The following is a 23,449-nucleotide window of genomic DNA, read 5'->3' on the forward strand; positions in this document are numbered from 1 at the left end:
GCTCAAAAGCTCAAAAAGCTCACTCCTGTACCGAGGTCCGCGTGCCGCTCAGGCCCAGCTTGCGCAGCAGCGTGGTGTCGGCTTCCACATCGGGGTTGCCGGTGACCAGCAGCTTGTCCCCGTAGAAGATGGAATTGGCGCCGGCCATGAAGCACAGGGCCTGCACGGCGTCGCCCAGCTGCTGCCGGCCTGCCGACAGGCGCACGCGCGCCGTGGGCATGGTGATGCGCGCCACCGCGATCACGCGCACGAAGTCCAGCGGATCGACTGGCTCGCTGTCCGCCAGCGGCGTGCCGGGCACGCGCACCAGGCTGTTGATGGGCACGGATTCGGGATGGGGGTTGAGATTGGCCAGCTGGGCGATCAGGCCCGCGCGGTGCACAGGCGCCTCGCCCATGCCGATGATGCCGCCGCAGCACACGCTGATGCCCGCGCCGCGCACGGCCTTGAGCGTGTCCAGGCGATCCTGGTACTGGCGCGTGCTGACCACGTCCTGGTAGTACTCGGGCGCGGTGTCCAGGTTGTGGTTGTAGTAGTCCAGGCCCGCTTCGCGCAGCGACTGCGCCTGGTGCGGCTGGAGCATGCCCAGCGTGGCGCATGTCTGCATGCCCAGACCCTTCACGGCGCCGATCAGCTCGTTCATCTTCTCGATGTCGCGGTCCTTGGGCGCGCGCCAGGCGGCGCCCATGCAAAAGCGCGTGGCGCCCGCGTCCTTGGCGGCCTGGGCGGCCCGCGTGACTTCGTCCACGCTCATGAGCTTTTCCGCCTTGACGCCGGTATCGAACTCGGCCGCCTGCGGGCAGTAGCCGCAGTTCTCCGGGCATCCGCCCGTCTTGACCGACAGCAGCGTGGCCAGCTCGATGTCGCCCGCGGGCCAGTGCTCACGGTGCACGCTCTGGGCCTGGAACATCAGGTCCATGAAGGGCTTGTCCAGCAGTTCCTGAATGGCCTGCACGCTCCAGGCGCCTTCAAACGGCAGCGTGTCGCTTTTGGAGGGGCGTGCATGCCATTGCAGGGGGCTGCCGGCCGCAGGCTGTGCGGAGGTGGCGGAAGTCGTCGGGGTGGTGCTGCAGGCGGTCATCAAAAACTCCTCTGTGGGTCTGCTTTTTTCATTCTGATGAGCAAAAAAAGCCTTGGGAATGAAAAAGCCGGCTCCTTGGCAAAAATAGTTGCCCCATTTTCATGGCCTGCAAAAAGAGCGAACTTCGCTTATTTTTGAGCGATGTTCGCTGCGTTTTGGCAGAAGTTTTTCTGCCTGCATGCTTCATGCCGCAAGCGCGCAGCCATTGGCGGCCAACATCGCTCAATTGTCCGATGCAGGCCGAAAAAGATGTGCAAGCGGGCGCCGGCCTTGATTCCCAATACCTGCCAGATGCCTCTCCAAAACGACCACAATGGGTGCCCGCCGTCGTCGCCACGGCGGTTTTCATTGCCACGGCCCGTGCTTCCACCCGCTTTCCACCACTTTCCCCTGATTCACCTCGATTCACCCCGATGTCCCTGCGCTCCCTGGAATTTCCCACCGATCATGGCCAACCGCTGCTGCTGTCGCGCGAGCAGCAGGCCATCCTGGCGCATGAGGGACGTTCGGCCATCGTGGCGGCGCTGGCGGGCGTAGGCAAGACGACCACGCTGGCCTGCAAGGTGGTTCAGGCCTGCCGCAGCGGCCAGGCCCAGCGCATCCTGGTGCTGGCCTATTCGCGCTCCGGCGTGGCGGCCTTTCACCACCGGCTCAAGCAACTGGTGCGCGAAGTGCCGCCCCAGGTACAGATCACCACGGTGGAACGCTGGGCGGCCCAGCAGATCCGCCGCCGCGACCCTGCGGCCCGCTTTCTGGCCGACCGCGTGGCACTGCAGGCCCGCGTGCGCGAGGCACATGCCGCGCTGTGCGAGCGGCTGGCCTGGCAGCCCGACCCTTTGTTCGAGCAGCCCGGCGACCTGGATCTGGACGCCTTCTGGGACTTCAACCTCAGCGCCAAGAAGTCGTTGCTGCCCCAGCGCCTGGCCGAGGAAGGCATGGGACTGGCCAGTTTCTGCGAGGAGTATTTGCTCGACTACCGCATGGCCGGCCTGTTCTTCGAGTACGAGCGCCGCCGCATCGACCACTGCGGCGACCCGCTGTACTACGCCGAAGGCGACTGCAGCCATGCACTGGCCAGCGACGCCCTGCAGGGCCAGGCGCTGGACCTGCCGCGCTACGACCTGGTGGTGTTCGACGAGATGCATGACCTGGACCCGGCCTCGCTGCAACTGCTGCGCGCCCTGGTCGGAACCAGCGGCTGCGCCTTTCTGGGTGCAGGCGACTTCAACCAGCACATCGAGGCACAGGCCTGGTCCGTGTTCCGCGACAAGCTCCACCAGCTCGATGACTTCCTGCCCCAGGCCACGGCCACGCTGGCGCTGACCCAGTCGCGGCGCTTTGGCCCGCAGATCGCCAAGGCGGTGAATGCGCTGTTCAACGTTGGCCTGACTGCGGCGCCCACGCGCTTCAGCACCGTGCAGCAACTGCAGCACACCGATGACAGCCAGTGCATTGACCAGCTGCTGCAGATCCAGGCCGGTCTGGCCCGCGGCACGCCAACGGCGGCGCCGGGTGAGTCCCCGTCGCCCGGCGCGCGCAATCCCTCGCTGACCGTGATCCTGCGCCATGAGCAAGATGCCTGCGCGCTGGAATGGGCCATCCACCGCGCCGGCAAGTCCGCCAGCTTCTACGGCTTCAAGCGCTTTTACCTGCAGCGCGAGATTGCCCTGCTGCTGGGCCTTTGCTACGCACATGGCATGCAGGCGCTGTCATGGAAGGCCGAGGTCAGCGTGCTGGGCAGCGAGATCCTGGCGGCCTTTGTGGAAGGTGCGCTTTTCTACGGCAAGGGCAGCGTGGATGGCGCCGACATGGCCGATCCGTCAAGCCGCCATACGCTGGCCCAGCGCATGGCGGGCGAGATGCTGCACAACCCGCAGATCATCTGGCGATTCCTGGGCAACCAGTCCAGCCTGCAGGGCGGGCAACGCAACTTCCAGGCCTTTGGCAGCTTCTTGCAACTGCCCCTGGCGCTTCAGTCAGACGCACGCAGCCTGCTGGAGCAGGCCGACGTCTGGGGCCTTTTTGCGGGCGTGGCCCTGTCGCAGGCCCAGACGGCGGCCTTGCGTCAGCGCGTGAAGGCCTTCATGGATTCGGTGGCGGGCATGGCCGTGCCCGACATGCTGGCCCAGGTGGCCGCCATGGCCACGCGCTTTGAACGAACCGTGCGGGCCGAGCGCGGCTTCGACTTTCATCTGAGCACCATCGAGGAAGCCAAGGGCAAGGAATACGAGCATGTCGCCCTGCCCTTCATGGAGCCTGGCCGCTTTCCGGCCTCGGCCCCGCACGCGCTGGCCTTTCTGGAGCGCAACCGCCTGTACGTGGCCATGACGCGCGCCCGAAAAAGGCTGTGGCTGCTGGAGCATGCCGAGCGGCGCGTCCAGCCTTTCGCCTGAAGGCGTCTCAGCCCAGGGCGGCAATCACCTCGGCCGGCGCTTGCACCAGCTCGATCAGCACGCCCTCGCCAGCGATCGGAAACTCGTCATTGCTCTTGGGGTGCAGAAAGCAGATGTCGTAGCCGGCCGCGCCCTTGCGGATGCCGCCGGGGGCAAAGCGCACGCCCTGCGCCGTCAGCCACTGCACGGCCAGCGGCAGGTCGTCGATCCACAGGCCGATATGGTTCAGCGGCGTGGTGTGGACGGCGGGCTTCCTGTCGATGTCCAGCGGCTGCATGATGTCCACCTCGACCTTGTGCGCGCCCTGGCCCATGGCCAGGATGTCTTCGTCCACGTTCTCGCGCTCGCTCTGGAATGTGCCGGTCTGGGTCAGGCCCAGCATGTCCACCCACAGGCGCTTCATGCGCTGCTTGTCGGTGCCGCCGATGGCCACCTGCTGTATGCCCAGAACCCGGAAAGGACGCTGTTCGCTTGCCACTGTCTCACTCCTGTTGATTTATGAAGAATCACATTGTGTAGCCAATCCGCAAGGCCGCATCCCATCGCACAAGCGGCTCAGAACTCCCCCAGCACCCAGCCGCTGATCACCGCAAAGTACTCGCGCAGCCAGGCGTTGGCGCGGATCGTTACGGGCGTGGGCGCACCCACGGTGAAGGCCTGGCCGTAGCCGCTGCGCTCGGCTATCCAGCCTGCGCGCAGGGTGTGGAAGTCGCTGGTGACGATGGCGATTGCCGCCTGCGGCTCCACCCCGCGCGCCTGCAGCAGGGGCAGGCTCCAGACCAGGTTCAGCGCCGTGCTGGTGCTGCGTTCCTCCATCAGCAGGCGCTCGGGCAGCAGGCCGTGGCGCTGCTGCAGATAGCGCGCCATGATGGCGCCTTCGCTCTCGCTTTCCCCAAAGTCCACCCCGCCGCTGGTGAGCACCAGCGCCTTGGGCTGGCGGGCGGCCAGCTCGGCAGCGCGATCCAGCCGCTGGGCCAGCGTGAGCGACGGCTGACCGTCACGCGTGGCACTGCCCAGCACCACGATGGCCTGCACCGGCTGGTCCGGTGGCAACCCGGACGAGGCGGACAGCAGGTGCGCCCAGAACACCAGCAGGCTGACCAGCCACATCGCCAACGCCGCCCAGCCCAGCCACCAGGCGCGCCGCAGCCATGCACTGGCGCGCAGCCTGCGCGCAATGGCCGAGCGCCAGAAGCTGCAGGCCATGAACAGCAGGCCCAGCACCGCTGGCAGCGTCACGCCCAGATTGAACATGCCTCGCGCCATCAGCACCACGGCATCGCCCAGCAGTACGGCGCCAGTTATCAGGCCCAGCCACTGCAAGGGCCCCAGCCGCCGGAAGCCCGCGACGGCGTTGCGTCCGGGCACTGGCCCGGGCGCGGGAGAGAGCTTGTGCAACAAGCGCCCTCAGTTCCAGCGCTGGTTCGGGCCGCCGGCGCAGGACCACACGATCACGGGCTGGCCCGGCCGGGCATTGCCGCCTTCGATGTCCAGGCACTTGTTGGCAAAACGGCTGCGGATCTGGCCACGGCTCCAGTCCCATTTCTGGTTGGGCTGGTTGCGGCATTGCCAGGCAATCACCCGCGCACCATTGCGGGTGTTGCCATCGGCCACGTCCAGGCACAGGTCGCCCACGCGCATCTCGCCATCACGCGTCAACGTGAAACGCTGGTTCTCACCGCCGCTGCAGTGGTAGACGATGAGCCCATTGCCTGGGCGAAGACCCCCGGATATATCCAGGCACAGGCCGTTCTGGCCCCGCACCTCCCGTCCGCCCCACGAGGGATAGCCGGGCTGCTGGCCCGGATAGCGGTCATCGTTCCATTGCTCGTCGCGGTCACGTTCGCGGTCCTTGTCGCGCTTGTTCGCCAAAATGGCGGCGCCGGCAATGGCTGCCACGGCGGCACCGGCGATCCATGCGCCCGTGTTGTCGCTCCCACCTTCCTGGCCCTGCGCGCCCTGGGGCAGGCCGGTCAGGATGCGGAAACGCCCGCCGCAGCCGTCCTTGACCCACATCTCCCGGCGGCCCAGGTCGTAGCCCCAGTTTTGGTTGTAGCTGCAGTTGCCAGCCAAGGTCTCGACCAGTTGCACCTGCTGCGCGTCGTCGGGCAGGCTGTAGGTCTGGTAGCGGCCATTGGACATGAGCTGCACCGTCTCTTCGCCTGCATGCGCAGGCAGAACCGGCAGGATGAAGCTGCTGGCCAGCAGGACGGAAATGCATTTCTTGATTTGCATGGGATTTCTCGGGCTGCGTTGATCTGAGGGGCGGCTACGCGCAGCAACCGGCCTTTTCTTTCAGGCCAAGAATGCAGCCACCGCCTCTTTCCAGGCTGTGGAGTTTAGCCAAGCAATTTGTAGGATTGCGCCAGATTCTGGCAAGGCTGGCTCAAATCATTGCCTGTTGAATCCCGCCACCCCCGCCCGAAACTCCCCACTCCCATAAACCACCGACACCAGATCCTCATCATCCAGCCGCTGCTCCACGATGATGCGCCTCAGGCTTTCCTTGACCGCTGACTGGGTGGTTGCCGACAAGGCCATGAGCTGCTCGGCCAGCGCCTGAGCCTGGGCTTGCAATTGATCTGCCGGCACCACCGCATGCACGAACCCGCAGGCCTCGGCCTGCTCGGCTGACAGGTAGTCCGCCAGCAGCAGCATGCGCTTGACGCGTGGCACGCCCAGGCTGGCCACCAGGCGCGCGATGTTGCGTGATGACAGCGTGTTGGACAGCGTCTTGGCAATCGGCGCACCGAAGCGCGAGCCGGTGCTGCAGATGCGAAAGTCGCATGCCGTGGCCAGGGCCAGGCCGCCGCCCACGGCCCAGCCGTCGATGACGGCGATGGTGGGCACGGCGATGCGCTCCACGGCATCGATCACGCGCTCCACGAAGGCTTCATAGGCAATGCCTTGCTGGCCGTCATGGAAGTCCTTGAAGTAGGCGATGTCCGTGCCCGAGATGAAGGATTTGCCGCCCGCACCGCGCAGCATCACGCAGCGGATGGCAGGGTCGGCCTGGCAACGTTCCAAGGCCGTGAGCAATGCCTCGTACATGGGCATGCTCATGGCGTTGTGGCGTTCGGGGCGGTCGATGAGGATCTCGGCCGCGCCCCCGGCGTGAACGGTCAGTGCCACGGATTCATGCAGGGCCGTGCTCATGCTGCGGCCTTCAGTGCCTGGAGTTCGGCCATGATTTCTGCGTTGTGCTCGCCCAGCAGCGGCGGATGGCGGCGCACCTGCTGGGGCGTGCCGAGCATCTTGACGGGAAAGCCGATGTTCTTGACCTTGCCTTCGATGGGATGGTCGATCTCCATGCACATGCCGCGGTGCTGGCCGTGTTCCCCCTCGAAGGCCTGCGGATAGGTGAGCAGCGGGCCCGCGGGAATGCCTGCCTCCAGCATGCGGTCCACCCAGTCGGCGCTGTCGTGGTGGGCGAATTCCGCTTCCAGCTCGCCTATCAGCGCCTCGCGGTGCTTCAGGCGCAGCGCCACGGTGGCGTAGTCCGGATGTTCCACCAGATCCGGGCGTTCGATCAGCGCGCACAGCCTGGCCCAGAGTTTCTGGTTGGTGGCGCCCATGACGAAGTAGCCGTCGCGCGCCTTCACGGCCTGATAGGGGGCACTCATCTTGTTGCTGGTGCCCAGCGGCGCGGGCGGCACGCCGGTGCCCCAGTACTCGGACATGTCCCAGATCGAGAAAGCCATGGCCGAGTCGAACAGCGAGGCGTCTATGTGCTGGCCTTGCCCTGTTTTCTGCGCGCCGATGTAGGCGGCCAGCAGTCCGTAGGTGGCGAACAGTGCGCAACCGATGTCGGCCACGGGCACGCCGGCCTTGACGGGTTTCTCTCCTTTGTAGCCGGTGACGCTCATCACGCCCGACATGGCCTGGGCCATGAGGTCGAACCCCGGCCGCTGGGCCCAGGGGCCGCTCTGGCCGAAGCCGGAGATGCTGACATAGACGATGCGCGGATTGATGCGGCGAATGCTCTCGTAGTCGATCTTCAGGCGCTGGACCACGCCTGGCCGGTAGTTCTCGACGATGACATCGGCTGTCGTGGCCAGCTGGTAGAAGGCCTCACGCCCCTCCTCGCTCTTGAGGTCCAGCGTCAGCGACCGCTTGTTGCGGTTCATGTTCAGAAAGCCCATGCTGTCCGGGCCCTTCATCTTGAAGCCCATGGCGCCCCGCGTCTGGTCGCCGGTGCCCGGAGGCTCGACCTTGATGACATCGGCGCCCAGGTCGGCCAGCAGCATGCAGGCAAATGGGCCGGCCATGACCTGGCTGACGTCGAGCACGCGGATGCCTTGCAGGGGCAGTTGCAGCGGGTTGGATTGGGGATTGCTCATGCCGGGTCCTCAGCTTTCTTCGGTGATTTTTGCAGCGCGCACCACGTCGCCCCACTTCTTGTATTCGGCAGCCATGAAGGCCGCGAACTTGTCCACGGAGCCGCCACCGTCCTCCACGCCGTATCCGTCGAAGCGGCTGACCACGTCGGGCATGACCAGCACGCGGTTGATGTCGGCATTGATGCGCTGGGCCAGTTCCCTGGACATGTCGCGCGGACCGACGACGCCGTACCAGCTCGATGCGTCAAAGCCCTTGAAGCCCTGCTCGTCCATGGTGGGCATGGCCGGGAATCCCTTGGCACGGTTCACGCGGGTCTGGGCGATGCCCAGCATTTTTCCTGCGCGGACCTGGGCAGTGGCGGCCGTCATGGTGTCGAAGCTGAAGTCGATCTGACCGCCGATCAGGTCGGTCTGCATGGGGCCGGATCCTTTGTAGGGAACGTGGATGCTCTTGACACCTGCCGCCATGTTGAACATCTCGGCCGCAAGGTGCTGCACCGAACCTGTGCCCGAAGAGCCGAAGCTGACCTTGCCGGGACTTTTGCGGCACAGCTCCACCACTTCCTGCACCGAGGCATGGCCGTTCCTGCTGCTGGTCACCAGGATGTGGGGCGTTGCGCCGATCAGGGCGATGGGCGCGTAGTCCTTGAGCGGGTCATAGGTGATGGATTTGAAGATCTGCGGCGAGATGGCGTGCGTGTTCACATGGGCCATCAGCAGGTTGATGCCTTCTGTGAAGCGGGTCTTGGCAAAGTATTCGGCCGCCAGCGAGCCCGTGGCGCCGGGCTTGTTCTCCACGATCACGGGCCGGCCCCAGACCTCGGACAGCTTCTGGCCCACGATGCGCGCGAACACGTCGGTACCGCCGCCCGGCGCCCAGCCCACCAGGATCTTGACGGGCCCCTTGGGCAGGTCGGAGGGCGGGGGCGCGGCCCCTGCCCAGGGTGCGGCCAGCGCGGTGGCGCCGGCCGCGATGAAGTCGCGGCGTTTCATGTCTGTCTCCTGCACATCGTTGTTGTGCAGTCACTGTCGCCGGGCGCCGATATCGCGGCAAGCCTGTGTGCCGCATGCCTGGTTTCGCAATCCGCGAAACCGGAAGGGTCAGATCGCGCGTTCGCCCTGCAGCAGGGCGGCGACGACGTTGCGCAGCGCCTGTTCCTGGGCCTGGCCTTCGATGAAGGACAGCACGTAGCTGCGCTCGTGCCAGTCGCCTTCCAGGGTGGCCCAACCCAGGTCGGGCTCAGGGTGGAAGCTGCGCAGCACGCCGGGTGGCATCAGCCCCACGCCCAATCCTTCGCGCACCAGGGCCAGCATGGTGTCGAAGCCGCTGACGGCGAAATCGTTGCGGAACACCCTGCCCCGGCTGCGGTGGGCTCGGCGCAAAGCGGCCAGAATGGCCGAGCCCCGGCCCAGGCTGACGATGGGGCAGTCCAGCAACTGGTCCAGTACCACTGGCTCGACGGCAAAGCTGAAATGCCTGCGGCTGTAGACCAGCACCAGGCTGTCCTTGCGGTAGTCGGAGCGTGGCAGATCCACGAAGCCGCTGGTCTTCTCGAAGATGCCGATGTCGATGACCTTGTCGCGCAGCAGTTGCTGGACGATGCGGCTGTTCTCCTCCATCACCTGCAGCGTGATGTGGGGATAGCGCCGCTGGGTGACGGCGATGTCGGCAGCCAGGAACTGCAGGATGGCGGATTTGGGGGCGCCGATGATGATGCGGCCGTCGCGCCCGCGGCCCAGGGCCTGGGCGTCGGCCTCCAGCCGCTCCACCAAGTTGCCTATCTGGCGGATATGGGCCAGCAGCTTGAGGCCAGGCTCGGTGGCGCGTACTCCATGGGGCTGCCGCTTGAACAGCCTGGCGCCCAGTTGCTGCTCCAGGTCACTGAGCCGCCGCGAGGCCGCCGCCACCGCCAGTTGAAGCCTGTCGGCCGCGCGCGAAATGCTGCCCTCTTCGGCAATCGCAAGCACAAGCTGCACGGTGGTGGAGTCGATCTTCATCATGGCGGCAAGGCCCTCTTGCGCAGGCGGCGTCTGCTGAGGGCGCGATTGTGCCCCAGTGCAGCAACCGTGCTCAGGCCTGTGCGGGACACTCCAGCACGTCGCTGAGCCTGAAGCTCTCCAGGAACGGCAGGACATGCTCCTCGTTCATCGGGCGGGCGATCAGAAATCCCTGGACGTACGTGCACCCGAGCTGCTGCAGGTGCAGAAACTGCTCCGTGGTTTCCACGCCTTCCGCGACGACTTCAAGGCCCAATCTGCGGCTCAGTGCCAGCGTGGCCTCGACAATCGCGGCAGCCCCGGCGTCCTTGTCCATGGCCTGTATGAAGCTGCGATCGATCTTGATCAGGTTGAAGGGAAAGCGGTGCAGGTAGGAAAGACTGGCATGGCCGGAGCCAAAGTCATCGATGGCGAGATTCACGCCCAGCGCCTTCACTTGCCGCATGACGGACAGCACCTGCTCATCATCTTGAAGCAGGGCCGATTCCGTCACCTCGATGTAGCAGCGCTCGGGGTTCAGGTCGGCGCGGTCCAGATGTTCCTTCAATTGCACCGCCATGCCTGGGTCGAGAAATTCAAAAGCCGGGCAGTTGATGGACACCGAGATATCGGACGGCCATCCGTTGGCAACCAGCAGCGGGGAGCGCTCCACCATTTGGTCGATGGGGAGCAGCAGGCCGCGCCGCTCTGCCATGGGAATGAAGACGCCTGGCGGGACAGACCCTCTGGCCGGGCTGTTCCAGCGCATCAGCGACTCGAACCCCGATATTTTTCCCGTGGCCACATGGCAGATCGGCTGGTACGCCATGAACAACTGGCTTGTTCCGATGGCGGACCGGAAATCCTGCTCCAGCAGCAGTTGCTCCTGCATGGGGCTATCGGCGGAAGGCTCGAATTTCACGAATCGCCCACGTCCCTGGGATCGCGCCCGCTCCATTGCCACGCGCCCGTCGCGCAGCAGCTGATTCCAGTCCTCGTTGTTCTTGCAGACCGCCGTCCCTACGCAGACAGACAGCAAAATGCTGCGCTCACCCAGCATGTAGCGCTTTTTACCCAGTCGGATGGAGAGTGTTTTCGCCATGGAATCGGGGTCTCCTTCATATTGGGCGACACAGAACTCCTCGATGGCAAGGCGGGCGGCGACGTCATTCTGGCCAATACAGGAGCGCAATTGTTTTGACAGTTGCGAGATCAGTGGGTTGTCCATTCCAGGAACCAGCGTATCTGCCAGCACTTGCAAATGCTCGATACCGATGACATGGATGGCAACAGGACGCCGCTGTGCTTGCGTTCTGCTCAGCAGTTGCTCAAATCCGGTTGAATTAAGCAATTCGGAAGCAGGATCATGGAAAAGATGGTGCCTCAGCTGTGAATGCACCTGCACCAGATCCCTCGCCTCGAAATAGGATCTTCTGCGCTCACGCATCCACAATTGCGCCAGTAATAAAAATGAAGCCAGGCTGATGGCCGCCCATGCCATGATGGTTTTTCCAAACCTCCACCATGGAGCCGCGAGCTTTGCCTTGGCGGCCAGCGTGGCATAGACGAGATCCATGCCGCCTTGGCTGGACTGGTGCATGGCGACGATCCAGGGGTGCCCCAAGCCATCGTCAGCGTCCAATGTGCCCTCGCCTGCAGCCATCATTTTTGCAAGGCCGGAATCCATCCCGTCCAGAATGTGCGGATGCTCCTGGGGAATTCTGACCAAGTCTTTGCCGTTTGGCAGGCTGACCATGACCTGATGGCCATCCAGCAGCAGTGAACCGAATGCCTGGCGAATGGAATCCACGGAAATGAAGGCCACCACAATGCCAGTCAGCGCCCCACTGGAGTCACGTACCGGACGCCCCAGCACCAGGGACGGTATATCGAAGACCGGCGATCTGCTTGAATCCAGCAAGAAGAAGCCGCCAGGCTTTGTCTGCAGCGCTGCATTCCAGATGGGGCGCTCGGGGTTGTCGGGAGACAGCGGCAGCTTGCTGAAACGTGAGGAAATGGACCATTTCCCATGTCGATCAAGCACGCTCATGCTGATGACGCCGGGCAGCGCCGCCACCTCCTGGATCAAGGCATTGCGGATATCGGTGCTGGCATCAGGGTCTGCCGTGATTTCGCCTTGGCGGCCCGGTGCCAGCAAAAGTTGTTCTGTTCTCTCTACCGCCAAAGAGGTGGCAAGAATGATCTTGTTGGTTTCAGCGGCAGAGGCAGAGAGCGCATGCAGGAGATTCGATTTCTCTTCATGCAGCGATGTCTCGTAGCTGGAGATCAGAGAAACGCCCGCAACGCCAATGACCACCAAACATACGATAAAAATACAGGCATACCAGCGCCTGGGCTGCCAGCTTGGAGGTCTTCTCTCTGCATGCATCATTCAACGCTCATCTGGTCAAAATGCCAGCGAACAGGCGCTGTTCTCCTGGCAGGCAAGCCTGCCAGGAGAACCGCTCCCCGTTGGCTGTGACGCACTGGTCCGAATTTCCGTCAGGACGCGGAAAGACTCAGCGGTTTCATGGATGAGGGGATTTTCCTCAAGACAGGGGCCTCCTTTTCCGCGGGGTCCAGCTTGAAAATGGAAACTGCCGAAACCAGGGCCTGCGCCTGCTGGCTGAGACTTCCGGCCGCCGCTGCCGACTCTTCCACCAGAGCGGCATTTTGCTGGGTGACCTGGTCCAGCTGGATGATCGCATCATTGATCTGATCGATGCCCTGGCTTTGCTCCTTGGTGGCCCCACTGATCTCTTCGATCATGTCTCGATACTCGACCAATAAAAATTGGCACTGGCGCCGCGAGGCACCAGTGCCAATTTTTATTTTCAGGCCCTGCAACGACAATTGCATTTTTCTTGGTCGGTAAAGAATGATTGCGGCGGAAACTTCAGGCGGCAATTATTCTTGTGCATATGCGAATGTTTCAAGACAGCCTATTGATATCGTCTTATCAAAAGGCTGTTTGAAGGATAAGCAATGATTGTAACGTTGTGTTATGAAATCAATCCCTCATTTCCTCGCACCTTGACTTTGCATTTTGCGCAAACATTGCCGCAATACGCATAATTTTCAATGGATTCAAGTCCCCATCCCCAATCGATGGCCCAGACAAACAAAAGCGGCCCCTTGGGGGCCGCTGGTTCCGGGGCAATGGCGACTCAGGCGCTGCGCAGGCTTTTGGCTGCTCCGGCCAGTGCGGTGATCCGCTTCCAGTCACCCTGCTCCAGCGCATCGGCAGGCACCAGCCAGGAGCCACCCACGCAGACCACGTTGGACAGCGCCAGGAATTGCGCCGCATTGTCCGCAGACACGCCGCCCGTGGGGCAGAACCGTACGTCGCCGAACGGGCCTTGCCAGGCCTTGAGCATGGCCGTGCCGCCCGCCTGTACGGCGGGGAAGAATTTCAGCTCGTTGAAGCCGTCGTCCTGCGCGGCCATGATTTCGCCGCTGGTGGCCACGCCGGGCAGCAGCGGCAGCTGCAGGGCCTGGCAGGCCTGGCCCAGTGCGCTGGTGTAGCCGGGGCTCACGGCAAAGCGCGCACCGGCGCTGGCGGCGGCACGGGCATCGGCAGCGCTGCGCACGGTGCCGGCACCCACGATGGCCTCGGGCACGGCACGTGCAATGGCTTCGATGCTGGCCAGGCCCTCGGGCGTGCGCAGCGTGACTTCCAGTACGCGGATGCCGCCCGCGACCAGGGCCTGGGCCATGGGTACGGCATGTGCGACGTTGTTCAGGACGATGACCGGGATGACCGGCGCGTCCTGCATGATGGCCAGTGCCGTCAGTCGTTGATCCATGTGCAAGCTCCCTCTTCTGCGCTGAGCGCGTGGCGCCGGAATCCGGCAAACAGTTCACGGCCAAAACCCCGGCCATTGGCCTGGCGCAGTGCCTGCGGCATGGTGGCCAGGGGCCGCTGCTGCCATTCGGTGTCATCGACCAGCACGGCCAGGGTGCCAGCCACGGCGTCCAGGCGTACCAGGTCGCCGTCTTGCAGGCGCGCCAGCGGCCCGCCCACGCAGGCCTCGGGCGAGACATGGATGGCGGCGGGCACCTTGCCCGAGGCGCCGCTCATGCGGCCGTCCGTGACCAGGGCCACCTTGTAGCCCTTGCCCTGCAGCACGGCCAGCGGCGGGGTGAGCTTGTGCAGCTCGGGCATGCCGTTGGCGCGCGGACCCTGCCAGCGCACCACGCAGACGACATCGCGGTCCAGCTCGCCGGCCTTGAAGGCCTGCTGCAGCGCTTCCTGCGAGTCGAAGACGCGCGCAGGCGCCTCGACCACATGGCGGTCCTCGGGCACGGCGCTGACCTTGATCACGCTGCGCCCCAGGTTGCCGGACAGCAGCTTGAGCCCGCCCGTGGCGCTGAAAGGCGCATCGGCTGGGCGCAGCACGGACAGGTCGCCGGAGACTTCGGCCTCGTGCCAGACGAGATGGCCGTCGTCCACGGCGGGAATGCGCGCAAATTCCTGCAGGCCCTCGGGCCGCACGGTGAGCACATCGCCATGCATGAGGCCGGCCTTCAGCAGCTGGCCGATCACATAGCCCGGCCCGCCTGCCGCCTGGAACTGGTTCACGTCGGCGCTGCCGTTGGGATAGACGCGGGCCAGCAGCGGCACCACGCCCGAGAGTTCCGAAAAATCATTCCAGTCGATGACGATGCCCGCCGCACGCGCCACGGCCACCCAATGGATCAGGTGGTTGGTCGATCCGCCCGTGGCCAGCAGGGCCACCATGGCGTTGACGATGCAGCGCTCGTCCACCACATGGCCAATGGGCGCGAAGCGGCGGTTCTTGGTGATGGCCAGCGCACTGCGCATGGCCTCGCGCGTGAGCAGTTCGCGTTCGCCTTCGGCCGGGTTGATGAAGGCCGTGCCCGGCACATGCAATCCCATGGCCTCCAGCAGCATCTGGTTGCTGTTGGCCGTGCCGTAGAAGGTGCAGGTGCCTTCGCCGTGGTAGGCAGCCGTTTCGGCGGCCAGCAGTTCCTTGCGGCCCACCAGGCCCTGCGCGGCCTGCTCGCGCACCTTGGCCTTGTCGCCATTGGACAGGCCCGAGGTCATAGGGCCTGCCGGCACGAACACCGTGGGCAGATGGCCGAAATGCAGGGCGCCGATCAGCAGGCCCGGCACGATCTTGTCGCAAATGCCCAGCATCAGCGCGGCGTCGAACACGTCATGCGACAGCGCGATGGCCGTGCCCATGGCAATGGCGTCCCGGCTGAACAGGCTCAGTTCCATGCCGGGCGCGCCCTGGGTCACGCCGTCGCACATGGCCGGCACGCCGCCGGCGACCTGCGCCGTGGCGCCGAGCTTGCGCGCCTCGTCCTTGAGGATGTCGGGATAGCGTGCCAGCGGCGCATGGGCCGAGAGCACGTCGTTGTATGCGGTGACGATGGCGACGTTGGGCGCCTTCTCCTCCACGATGCGTATGCGGTCGCCGCCTGGAATGCCCGCAAAGGCATGGGCCACATTGGCGCAGCCCATGGACTGGGCGCCGGGCGGGCGCGCGGCCATGGCGTCCACCTGCTCCAGGTAGGCGGCGCGTGATTGGGCACTGCGCTCGCGGATGCGGCGCGTGACCTGCTCGACGATGGGGTGGATGGTGCTCATGCGGGGTTCCTGCGGATGCGCTGGTGCGCGTTTTCTCTCTGTCGCGTTGTCTTTATGGGAAATGTCGGCCGGGGCATCCCTCCCAGGTGCGTCCGGCCCTGTTCCGAAGCTTACTTCACTGCGCGCGCCTGCTTGACGGCGGCCTGCACCTCGTCCCACGTGCCCTGGCCCACGGTCTTGGCAATGCCGGCATTCACCGCCGCGAGCTTGTCGCGCATGCGGCCAGCTTCTGCGGCGGGCAGCTCGTTGACCTGCATGCCCTTGGCCTTGATGTCGGCCAGGGCCTTGGCGGCTTCCTCGCGCGTGTCCTTGCGTTCGAACTCGCGGCTCTTGACGGCGGCGTCCTGCAGCACCTTCTTCTCGGCCGGGCTCAGCGTGTCCCACCACTTCTTGCTGACGGTGACGATCCAGGGGCTGTAGACGTGGTTGGACACCGTGAGGTACTTCTGCACTTCATAGAACTTGCTGGACAGCACGGTGTTGAAAGGGTTTTCCTGGCCATCGACGGCACGGGTCTCCAGCGCCGTGAACAGCTCGGAGAACGGCAGCGGCACGGCATTGGCGCCCAGGGCCTTGAAACTGTCCAGGAAGACGTTGTTCTGCATCACGCGCAGCTTCACGTCGGCCAGGTCTTCCATCTTGGCGATGGGGCGCTTGTTGTTGGTGAGGTTGCGGAACCCGTTTTCCCAATAGACCAGGCCCACCATGCCCTTGGGCTCCAGCGTGGCCTTGACCTTCTCGCCCACGGGGCCGTCCAGCACGGCGTCGGCTTCCTTGACATTGCTGAACAGGAAGGGCGTGTCCCAGACGGCCATCTCGGGCGACAGGCCCACCAGGGTGGCGGTGGAGCCGACCATCATCTCCTGTGCGCCGCCGATCAGCGCCTGCTGCATCTGCGTGTCCGAGCCCAGTGAGGCATTGCCGATGGCACGCACCTTCATCTTGCCGCCCGTGGCCTTCTCGACCTCCTTGGCAAAGAAGCGCGCTGCGCGGCCCTGGTTGGACTCATCGACCAGGCCATAGCCGAAGCGCACGATGCGCGGCTTGAAGTCCTGGGCCATGGCCTGGCCCGTGGCGGCCAGCGTGGTGACGGCGGCCATCAGGCCGGCGAGTGCAAAGGGAATACGCATGTTCATCTCCTTGGGTTGTAGTGAGGGATCAATGCATCCAGCGCAGAGGGGCCAGGATGATTTGCGGAAAAATCACGAAAAGCACGGCAAGCAGCACATAGACCATCAGGAACGGGTTCGTGCCCTTGATCACGGTCTCCATGCGCAGCCGGCCTACGCCGGCCACCACGTTCTGCACCGTTCCCACGGGCGGCGTGATCAGGCCGATGCAGCCCACGTAGATGAACATGAAGCCGAAATAGATGGGATCGATGCCGGCCTTGACGGCCAGCGGCGCACACACGGGGCCGAAGATCAGAATGGTAGGCGTCAGGTCCATGGCCGTACCCACCACCAGCAGGAACAGCATCATCGTGGCCATGAACAGCACGGGACTGCCCAGCAGGCCCGAGAAGCTGTCGGCCAGCATGTTGGGCAGGTCGGCCAGGGTGATCATGTAGGCCGTCACCGTGGCGGCGCCGCACAGGAACATGACCACGGCCGTGGTCTTGGCGGCGGCCAGGAACACGGCGTAGAGCCGGGTCCAGGTCATCTCGCGGTAGATCACCATGGACACGAACAGCGCGTAGACGGCTGCGACCACGGCCGCCTCGGTGGGCGTGAACACGCCGCCCTTGAGGCCGCCCAGGATGATGACCGGCATCATCATGGCCCAGAAGCTCTTGGCCAGTGCCTTCAGACGCGGGCCCCAGGCCATGCGCTCGCCGCGCGACAGGTCGTACTTGCGGGCGATGGACCACCAGGCAAAGATCAGGAACACGCCCATGATCAGGCCCGGCACCACGCCCGACAGGAACAGCTTGCTGATCGAGGTGTTGGTCGTCACGCCGTAGATCACGAAGGGCATGGACGGCGGAATGATGGGCGCGATGATGCCGCCCGAGGCCAGCAGGCCCGCGCTGTAGCTGTCGGGATACTTCTGGTCGCGCATCATGGGCAGCAGGATGGTGGCCAGGGCGGCGGTATCGGCAATGGCCGAGCCGCTCATGGACGCCAGCAGCACTGCCGCGCCAATGGCCACATAGCCCAGGCCGCCACGGATATGGCCCACATAGGCACGTGCCAGGTCGATGATGCGGCGCGACAGGCCACCCGCGTTCATCAGCTCGCCGGCCAGGATGAAGAAGGGCACGGCCAGCAGCGGGAAGTTGTCGAAGCCGGCCTGCAGGTTCTGCGCAAGCAACTGCGAGTCGAAGAAGTCCAGGTGCCACATCAGCGCCACGCCGGTCAGCACCAGCGCCTGGGCGATGGGCATGCCGATCACCATGCCGCCAATCAGCACGGCCAGAAAGATCAGGGTCACAACCATGGTGCGTACTCCTTACTCGACCGTCGTTTCGGCATGGTTTTCTGCCGGCGCGCCGCGGCGCAGGTCGCGCAGCGTCACCACCAGCAGGCCCACGGCCAGCACCAGGGTGGCCGCGGCGCCCAGGGCCAGCGGGTACCCCAGCACCGTGCTGTAGCTGTTCAGCCCCGCCTCCACCTGGGCCCAGGAGCCCCACAGCAGCAGGCCCATGCAGACCAGGACCAGCGCCTGCGACACCCAGAACAACGCCTTGCGCGCGCCAGGCCCCACGCGGGAAGTCACGAGGTCGAAGCCCAGGTGGCTGCCCTCGAAAGCGGCCACGATGGCGCCAATGGCCACCAGCCAGACGAAGAGCAGGCGCGAGATTTCCTCATAGGAAACGATGCTGGTGTGGAACACATAGCGCAGCACCACGTTGACGAACACGGCAATGACCATGCCGGCCAGGGCCAGCACCATCAGCACCTCGGCAAAGTGCTGCAGGCGCGGCTTGGGCCGGACTGCGGGGGAATCGGATTGCATGGGGCTTGTCTCCTGGCGTTATGGGTTTTGGGAGAAGGTGTCGGCATGCGCCGCGGGCAGGACCTGCCAGCTTTGGGCGCGGAGCACGATGTCGGTCAGCGGCAGCGTGGCGTCCACGGACAGCACGGCGCATTCGCCATCAGGGCGTTCCAGCGTGGCGAACTGGTTGGCCACCAGCTCGGGCGAGAAGAAGTGGCCAGCGCGCTCCTGCACGCGCTGCAGCGCCGTGTCGTAGTTCAGGTCCAGGAACACGAAGCCCACGGCACCGGCCGGGCCGGCGGCACGCAGCCGGTCGCGGTACTTGCGCTTGAGGGCCGAGCAGGTCAGCACCACGCCCTGCCCCGGCATGGCCTGGGCCAGCAGCTGGGCCAGCCGGTCCAGCCAACCGCTGCGGTCGTCGTCGGTCAGGGGGATGCCGGCCTGCATCTTGCGGATGCTTTCCTCGGCATGGTGGGCATCGCCCTCGTGCAGGGTCCAGCCCAGGGCATCGGCCAGGGCCTGCCCCACGCTGGACTTGCCGCAGCCGGAAACGCCCATGACGACCAGCGCCCGTGGGCGGGTGTCTGCGGGGGCGGCCGCGGTGGTTGTTGGGATAGCGCTATCCATGTTCTTGCAAAAATTGGCAGACCAGGGTCTGCCTTGGATTTCGGTGTGCTTCAGAGGCCTTCGTCCGGGTTTACACGCAGGAGCAAGGGCCTTCGAATGATTGGGATAGCGCTATCATAATCTTCAACCCTCCCGCCCCCGACCTAGGACAATCCCTTGGCCCGTCAGATTCCGCCTGCCTCCCCAGAAACGCCCTCCGCCGATGTTTCCGGCCCGGCCCTGCCCGCCACGGGCCGCGCACGCTCCTCGCGGGCCAGCGGGCGCATCACGCTCAGCGATGTGGCACAGGCCGCTGGCGTCAGCCCCATGACGGTCTCGCGCGCCCTGCGCGGCGAGCGCCGCGTGGACCCGGCCCTGGTCGAGAAAATCCGCACGGCCGCCGCACAGATGGGCTACGTGCCCGACCCCGCCGCTCGCGCCCTGGCCTCGCAGAAAAGCGCCCAGGTGCTGGTGCTGGTGCCCATGCTGTCCAACACCCTGTTCGTGGACCTGATCGAGGCGGTTCACAAGGTGCTGTTCTCCGCGGGCTACCACGCGCTGATCGGCGTGACCCACTACGACCGGGCCGAAGAAGAACAGCTGCTGCGCACCTACCTGCCCATGCGCCCGGCCGGCCTGCTGCTCACGGGTTTTGACCGCAGCCCCGCTGCGCGTGAACTGGTGCAGGCCAGCAAGGTCCCCTGCGTGCACCTGATGGAACTGGGTGGCGAGCCTGATGCGCCCAGCGTGGGCTTTTCGCAGGCCGAGGCCGGGGCCGCCATCACGCGGCACTTGATGGAGCGAGGACACAGGCGCATTGCCTTTTGCGCAGGTCAGCTCGATGCACGCGTGATGCAGCGCGCCGCTGGCTACCGCCATGCCCTGCAGGCGGCAGGCCTGCATGACCCCGCCCTGGAACTGCTCTGGCCCCGCCCCACGTCGATGGCGCTGGGCGCCGAGCTGCTGGACGCGGCCCTGCGCCTGGACCCTGCCGTCGATGCCTTGTTTTTCTGCAACGACGACATCGCTCAGGGTGCGCTGCTGGAGGCTCTGCGCCGGGGTATACGCGTGCCCGAGCAGATCGCCATCGCAGGCTTCAACGACCTGCCCGGCAGCGACCAGATGGTGCCGCCGCTGACAACCATCCGCACGCCGCGCGGCCATATCGGCACCGAAGGTGCGCGCATGCTGCTGCAACTGATGCGTGGCGAGGCCGTGGAGCCGCCCAGCGTGGATCTGGGCTACGAACTGGTGGTGCGGCAGAGCAGTTGAAGCGAAGAGGGCTTTGTGCGCCCTCCTCCGTGGCCATCAGCCCGGCAGCAGGCGGCGCAGGGTCTCGGCCAGATCCTCTGCCGCGAACTTGGCCACGTAGCCGTCCGCGCCAACGCTGCGCACATGGTCTTCGTTGGCCGATCCGGACAGCGAGGAATGGATGAGCACGGGAATGGAATGAAAGCGCGCGTCCTGCTTGATGTGGCGGGTGAGCGTGAAGCCGTCCATCTCGGGCATCTCCAGGTCGGTCAGCACCAGGGCGACCTTGTCGGCCACCGTCAGGCCCTCTGCCTGAGCACTGTCGGCGATGGCGTTGAGGCGGTCCCAGGCCTCCTTGCCGGACTTGAGCATTTCATACGGTGCCTGCAGGACCTTGAGCTCCTTCTCGATCAGCGAGCGCGCCACGAAGGAATCATCGGCGGCCAGCACGATGGCGCCGGGCTTGAGCTTGAGCCTGGCGCCCACTTTTTCCGGCGTGATTTCCTGGGCGTCGGTGGGAGACACCAATTGCAGGATGGCCTCCACATCCAGCACCTGGGCCAGGCGCGAGTTGTCGGTGTCGCCATCCAGGCGGGCGATGCTGGTGACCAGCTTGCCGCCGGTGCCGCTGGCCTCGGCCGACAGCACCTGCTTCCAGTCCAGGCGCACGATGTCCTCGACGGACTCCACCGCGAATGCCTGGGTGGTGCGCGCATATTCGGTGACCAGCATGATGTTCAGGCCGGTCTGGGGCTTGCAGCCCATGATGGCGGGAAGATTCAGCACCGGGATAACCTGCCCGCGCAGGTTTGCCACACCCAGCGAATGGGCCGTGCCCCCCGCGATGGGCGTAATGTGCGGCATGGCCACGATTTCGCGGACCTTGAACACATTGATCCCGAACAGCTCGGACTGGCCCAGGCCGGAGTCGCTGCCCAGCCGGAACAGCAGCAGCTCGAACTTGTTGTTGCTGGTGAGGTTGGTGCGCTCGTCGATCTCTCTTTGAGCTGCCTTGGAATTGAGGTTCATGCCGGTCCTGGGGAGTGACACATATTTTTACAAATTCTAAAGCGAGCGCCTCGGATTTAGCAAAAATTTATTGCACCTGAGTCGGAACAGCAACGCCGGGCGGCCGGCGACATGCTTCATGCATGCCACCGCCCCGCCCCGCGGCGCAGAAATCACTCGAATTCCAGGATCACATCGTCCACCGCGAGCGAATCGCCCTTGGCTGCGCTGATCTTGCCGACCACGCCGTCCTGCGAGGCGAACAGGATGTTCTCCATCTTCATGGCCTCGATCACCGCCAGCTTCTCGCCCGCCTGCACCTTCTGGCCCGGCTGCACGGCCACGTCCACCAGCAGGCCCGGCATGGGCGACAGCAGGAACCTGGACAGGTCCGGCGGCGCCTTGTAGGGCATGAGGCGGTGCAGTTCGCCGCCGCGCGGCGAGAGCACCAGGGCGTCGATCTGCGTGCCGTTGTGGATGACGCGCAGGGCCAGCGGGTTCCTGGCCGTGCCGCGCTCGACCTGGGCCGTGAAGGGCTTGCCGTTGCAGCTGCCCTGCACGCACATGGCACGCATGGGGGTTTCGCTGCGGAAGGTGTAGGGCTTGCCATCCACCGTGACGGTGCTGGCGCGGCTTTCGGCGTCGAAGTCCGAGACCTGCACGGCGCGGTACTGGTGCTGGCCTTCGGCGCCCAGCACGACCACGCAGTAGTCGGCCGAGACCTTGAGCTCGTGCCCCCGCATCTGGCCGCTGATGGTGGCGGCGCGCGCGCGGTAGCGGCGGTTCATGTGGCCGGCCAGGGCGACCAGGAAGTCGGGATCGCCGTGGGGCACGTCCTCGGCGTGGAAGCCGTGGGAGTAGTGCTCGGCGATGAAGCCGGTGTTGAAGTCGCCGCTCTTGAACTTGGGATGGGCCAGCAGCGCGGCCTGGAACGGGATGTTGGAGCTGATGCCCCGGATCACGAAGGCATTGAGCGCCTCGCGCATCTTGGCGATGGCGTCGTTGCGGTCGCTGCCATGCACGATGAGCTTGGCGATCATCGAGTCGTAGAACATGGGGATCTCGCCGCCCTCATAGACGCCAGTATCCACGCGCACGCCGTGCAGGTGGCCGGTGTCGGCCTGCCACATGGTCTGCTCGGGCGGCGCAAAGCGCACCAGGCGGCCTGTGGAGGGCAGGAAGTTGCGGAACGGGTCCTCGGCGTTGATGCGGCACTCGATGGCCCAGCCATTGCGCTTGACGTCTTCCTGCACGATGGCCAGCTTCTCGCCAGCGGCCACGCGGATCATCTGCTCGACCAGGTCCAGGCCGGTGATGCACTCGGTCACCGGGTGCTCCACCTGCAGGCGGGTGTTCATTTCCAGGAAGTAGAAATCCTGGTCCTTGCCGACCACGAATTCCACCGTGCCCGCGCTCTGGTAGCCCACGGCCTTGGCCAGGGCCACGGCCTGCTCTCCCATGGCGCGGCGCGTGGCGTCGCTGATGAAGGGGGACGGCGCCTCTTCGATCACCTTCTGGTGCCGGCGCTGGATGGAGCATTCGCGCTCGTTCAGGTAGATCACGTTGCCGTGGCCGTCGCCCAGCACCTGGATCTCGATGTGGCGCGGCTCCTGCACGAATTTCTCGATGAAGATGCGGTCGTCGCCAAAGCTGTTGCGTGCCTCGTTCTGGCAGCTGGCAAAGCCCTCGAAGGCTTCCTTGTCGTTGTAGGCCACGCGCAGGCCCTTGCCGCCACCGCCGGCGCTGGCCTTGATCATCACGGGGTAGCCGATGCCCTTGGCGATTTCCACGGCGGCCTCGGGGCCGGCAATGGGGTCGTTGTAGCCGGGGATGGTGCTCACGCCGGCCTTGTCGGCCAGCTTCTTGGAGGCGATCTTGTCGCCCATGGCCGCAATGGCCGCGTGCTTGGGGCCGATGAAGGTGATGCCCTCTTCCTCCACGCGCCGGGCGAAGGCCTCGTTCTCGGACAGGAAGCCGTAGCCCGGGTGCACGGCCTGGGCGCCGGTCTGCTTGCAGGCGGCAATGATGCGGTCGGCCTGCAGGTAGGACTCGCGGCTGGGCGCGGCGCCGATGTGCACGGCCTCGTCGGCCAGCTTGACGTGGCGTGCCTCGCGGTCCGCATCAGAGTACACCGCCACGGTCTGTATGCCCATCTTGCGGGCGGTGGCGATAACGCGGCAGGCAATCTCGCCGCGGTTGGCAATCAGGATCTTCTTGAACATCTTCTTAGCCCATTCTT

General features: G+C 65.2%; 20 protein-coding genes and 1 pseudogene. 2 read left to right on the forward strand and 19 right to left on the reverse strand.

All coding sequences use genetic code 11. The annotated features are described in order from the left end of the window. Positions 1–19: 19 nt before the first annotated feature. Complete coding sequence (bioB, locus tag KDK82_RS09910) at positions 20–1,081, reverse strand: biotin synthase BioB (RefSeq protein ID WP_012205605.1); 1,062 nt, start codon at positions 1,079–1,081, stop codon at positions 20–22. 28 nt (positions 1,082–1,109) lie between these two features. After that, positions 1,110–1,436, reverse strand: coding sequence for a hypothetical protein (locus tag KDK82_RS31900; RefSeq protein WP_143343436.1), 327 nt, complete (start codon positions 1,434–1,436; stop codon positions 1,110–1,112). Positions 1,437–1,494: 58 nt separating this feature from the next. Between KDK82_RS31900 and KDK82_RS09915 the strand changes: the two genes are divergently transcribed. Continuing rightward, positions 1,495–3,474 (forward strand): UvrD-helicase domain-containing protein, encoded by a 1,980-nt coding sequence (locus KDK82_RS09915; protein ID WP_088164749.1) that lies wholly within the window; start codon positions 1,495–1,497, stop codon positions 3,472–3,474. A gap of 7 nt (positions 3,475–3,481) precedes the next feature. On the opposite strand, the gene KDK82_RS09920 is transcribed toward KDK82_RS09915, so the two are convergent. From KDK82_RS09920 to KDK82_RS09990, 15 genes and pseudogenes are all read right to left on the reverse strand, one after another. Further along, positions 3,482–3,952: a VOC family protein gene (locus tag KDK82_RS09920; protein ID WP_088164750.1), complete on the reverse strand. Its 471-nt coding sequence runs from the start codon at positions 3,950–3,952 to the stop codon at positions 3,482–3,484. Between the two features lie 77 nt (positions 3,953–4,029). Beyond that, a complete protein-coding gene (locus tag KDK82_RS09925) occupies positions 4,030–4,872 on the reverse strand; it encodes a YdcF family protein (protein WP_088164751.1) in 843 nt (280 codons plus the stop codon). Positions 4,873–4,881: 9 nt separating this feature from the next. Continuing rightward, positions 4,882–5,709, reverse strand: a complete 828-nt coding sequence (locus KDK82_RS09930) for a lectin (protein WP_034393555.1) — start codon at positions 5,707–5,709, stop codon at positions 4,882–4,884. 156 nt (positions 5,710–5,865) lie between these two features. Then, positions 5,866–6,630, reverse strand: a complete 765-nt coding sequence (locus KDK82_RS09935) for an enoyl-CoA hydratase (protein WP_088164752.1) — start codon at positions 6,628–6,630, stop codon at positions 5,866–5,868. Beyond that, positions 6,627–7,814: a CaiB/BaiF CoA-transferase family protein gene (locus tag KDK82_RS09940; RefSeq protein WP_088164753.1), complete on the reverse strand. Its 1,188-nt coding sequence runs from the start codon at positions 7,812–7,814 to the stop codon at positions 6,627–6,629. Before KDK82_RS09940 ends, KDK82_RS09935 begins: the two co-directional genes overlap by 4 nt. Before the next feature lie 9 nt (positions 7,815–7,823). After that, positions 7,824–8,807, reverse strand: a complete 984-nt coding sequence (locus KDK82_RS09945; RefSeq protein WP_088164754.1) for a tripartite tricarboxylate transporter substrate binding protein — start codon at positions 8,805–8,807, stop codon at positions 7,824–7,826. 108 nt (positions 8,808–8,915) lie between these two features. After that, entirely contained in the window at positions 8,916–9,815 is a 900-nt protein-coding gene (locus KDK82_RS09950) for a LysR family transcriptional regulator (protein WP_034393537.1), read from the reverse strand. A gap of 70 nt (positions 9,816–9,885) precedes the next feature. Next, positions 9,886–12,183 (reverse strand): EAL domain-containing protein, encoded by a 2,298-nt coding sequence (locus KDK82_RS09955; RefSeq protein ID WP_088164755.1) that lies wholly within the window; start codon positions 12,181–12,183, stop codon positions 9,886–9,888. Positions 12,184–12,293: 110 nt separating this feature from the next. Beyond that, a pseudogene (locus KDK82_RS09960) lies at positions 12,294–12,563 on the reverse strand (methyl-accepting chemotaxis protein); the annotation flags it as partial. A 395-nt stretch (positions 12,564–12,958) separates the two neighbouring features. Then, positions 12,959–13,597 carry a bifunctional 4-hydroxy-2-oxoglutarate aldolase/2-dehydro-3-deoxy-phosphogluconate aldolase gene (gene eda, locus KDK82_RS09965; protein ID WP_034393529.1) on the reverse strand — a complete coding sequence of 213 codons (639 nt, stop codon included), beginning with the start codon at positions 13,595–13,597 and terminating at the stop codon, positions 12,959–12,961. Beyond that, positions 13,582–15,408 carry a phosphogluconate dehydratase gene (edd, locus tag KDK82_RS09970; RefSeq protein ID WP_088164756.1) on the reverse strand — a complete coding sequence of 609 codons (1,827 nt, stop codon included), beginning with the start codon at positions 15,406–15,408 and terminating at the stop codon, positions 13,582–13,584. The genes eda and edd overlap by 16 nt, the downstream gene beginning before the upstream one ends. A gap of 110 nt (positions 15,409–15,518) precedes the next feature. Further along, positions 15,519–16,538, reverse strand: coding sequence for a TRAP transporter substrate-binding protein (locus KDK82_RS09975; RefSeq protein ID WP_088165481.1), 1,020 nt, complete (start codon positions 16,536–16,538; stop codon positions 15,519–15,521). A 28-nt stretch (positions 16,539–16,566) separates the two neighbouring features. Beyond that, positions 16,567–17,847: a TRAP transporter large permease gene (locus tag KDK82_RS09980; protein ID WP_013802434.1), complete on the reverse strand. Its 1,281-nt coding sequence runs from the start codon at positions 17,845–17,847 to the stop codon at positions 16,567–16,569. 12 nt (positions 17,848–17,859) lie between these two features. Further along, a complete protein-coding gene (locus KDK82_RS09985) occupies positions 17,860–18,366 on the reverse strand; it encodes a TRAP transporter small permease (protein WP_063326160.1) in 507 nt (168 codons plus the stop codon). Between the two features lie 18 nt (positions 18,367–18,384). After that, positions 18,385–18,903: a gluconokinase gene (locus KDK82_RS09990; protein WP_071955888.1), complete on the reverse strand. Its 519-nt coding sequence runs from the start codon at positions 18,901–18,903 to the stop codon at positions 18,385–18,387. Between the two features lie 225 nt (positions 18,904–19,128). On the opposite strand from KDK82_RS09990, the gene KDK82_RS09995 reads away from it, so the two are divergent. After that, positions 19,129–20,223 (forward strand): LacI family DNA-binding transcriptional regulator, encoded by a 1,095-nt coding sequence (locus KDK82_RS09995; protein ID WP_088164757.1) that lies wholly within the window; start codon positions 19,129–19,131, stop codon positions 20,221–20,223. A 36-nt stretch (positions 20,224–20,259) separates the two neighbouring features. Here the strand turns inward: KDK82_RS09995 and KDK82_RS10000 are convergent, their stop codons facing one another. Then, positions 20,260–21,231, reverse strand: a complete 972-nt coding sequence (locus KDK82_RS10000; RefSeq protein ID WP_012205585.1) for a chemotaxis protein — start codon at positions 21,229–21,231, stop codon at positions 20,260–20,262. A 152-nt stretch (positions 21,232–21,383) separates the two neighbouring features. Further along, positions 21,384–23,432 (reverse strand): acetyl/propionyl/methylcrotonyl-CoA carboxylase subunit alpha, encoded by a 2,049-nt coding sequence (locus KDK82_RS10005; protein ID WP_088164758.1) that lies wholly within the window; start codon positions 23,430–23,432, stop codon positions 21,384–21,386. Between the last annotated feature and the right edge of the window lie 17 nt (positions 23,433–23,449).

It is taken from the genome of Delftia sp. K82, assembly GCF_002193035.1.
In the GTDB taxonomy this organism is placed as follows: Bacteria; Pseudomonadota; Gammaproteobacteria; order Burkholderiales; family Burkholderiaceae_C; genus Comamonas; species Comamonas acidovorans.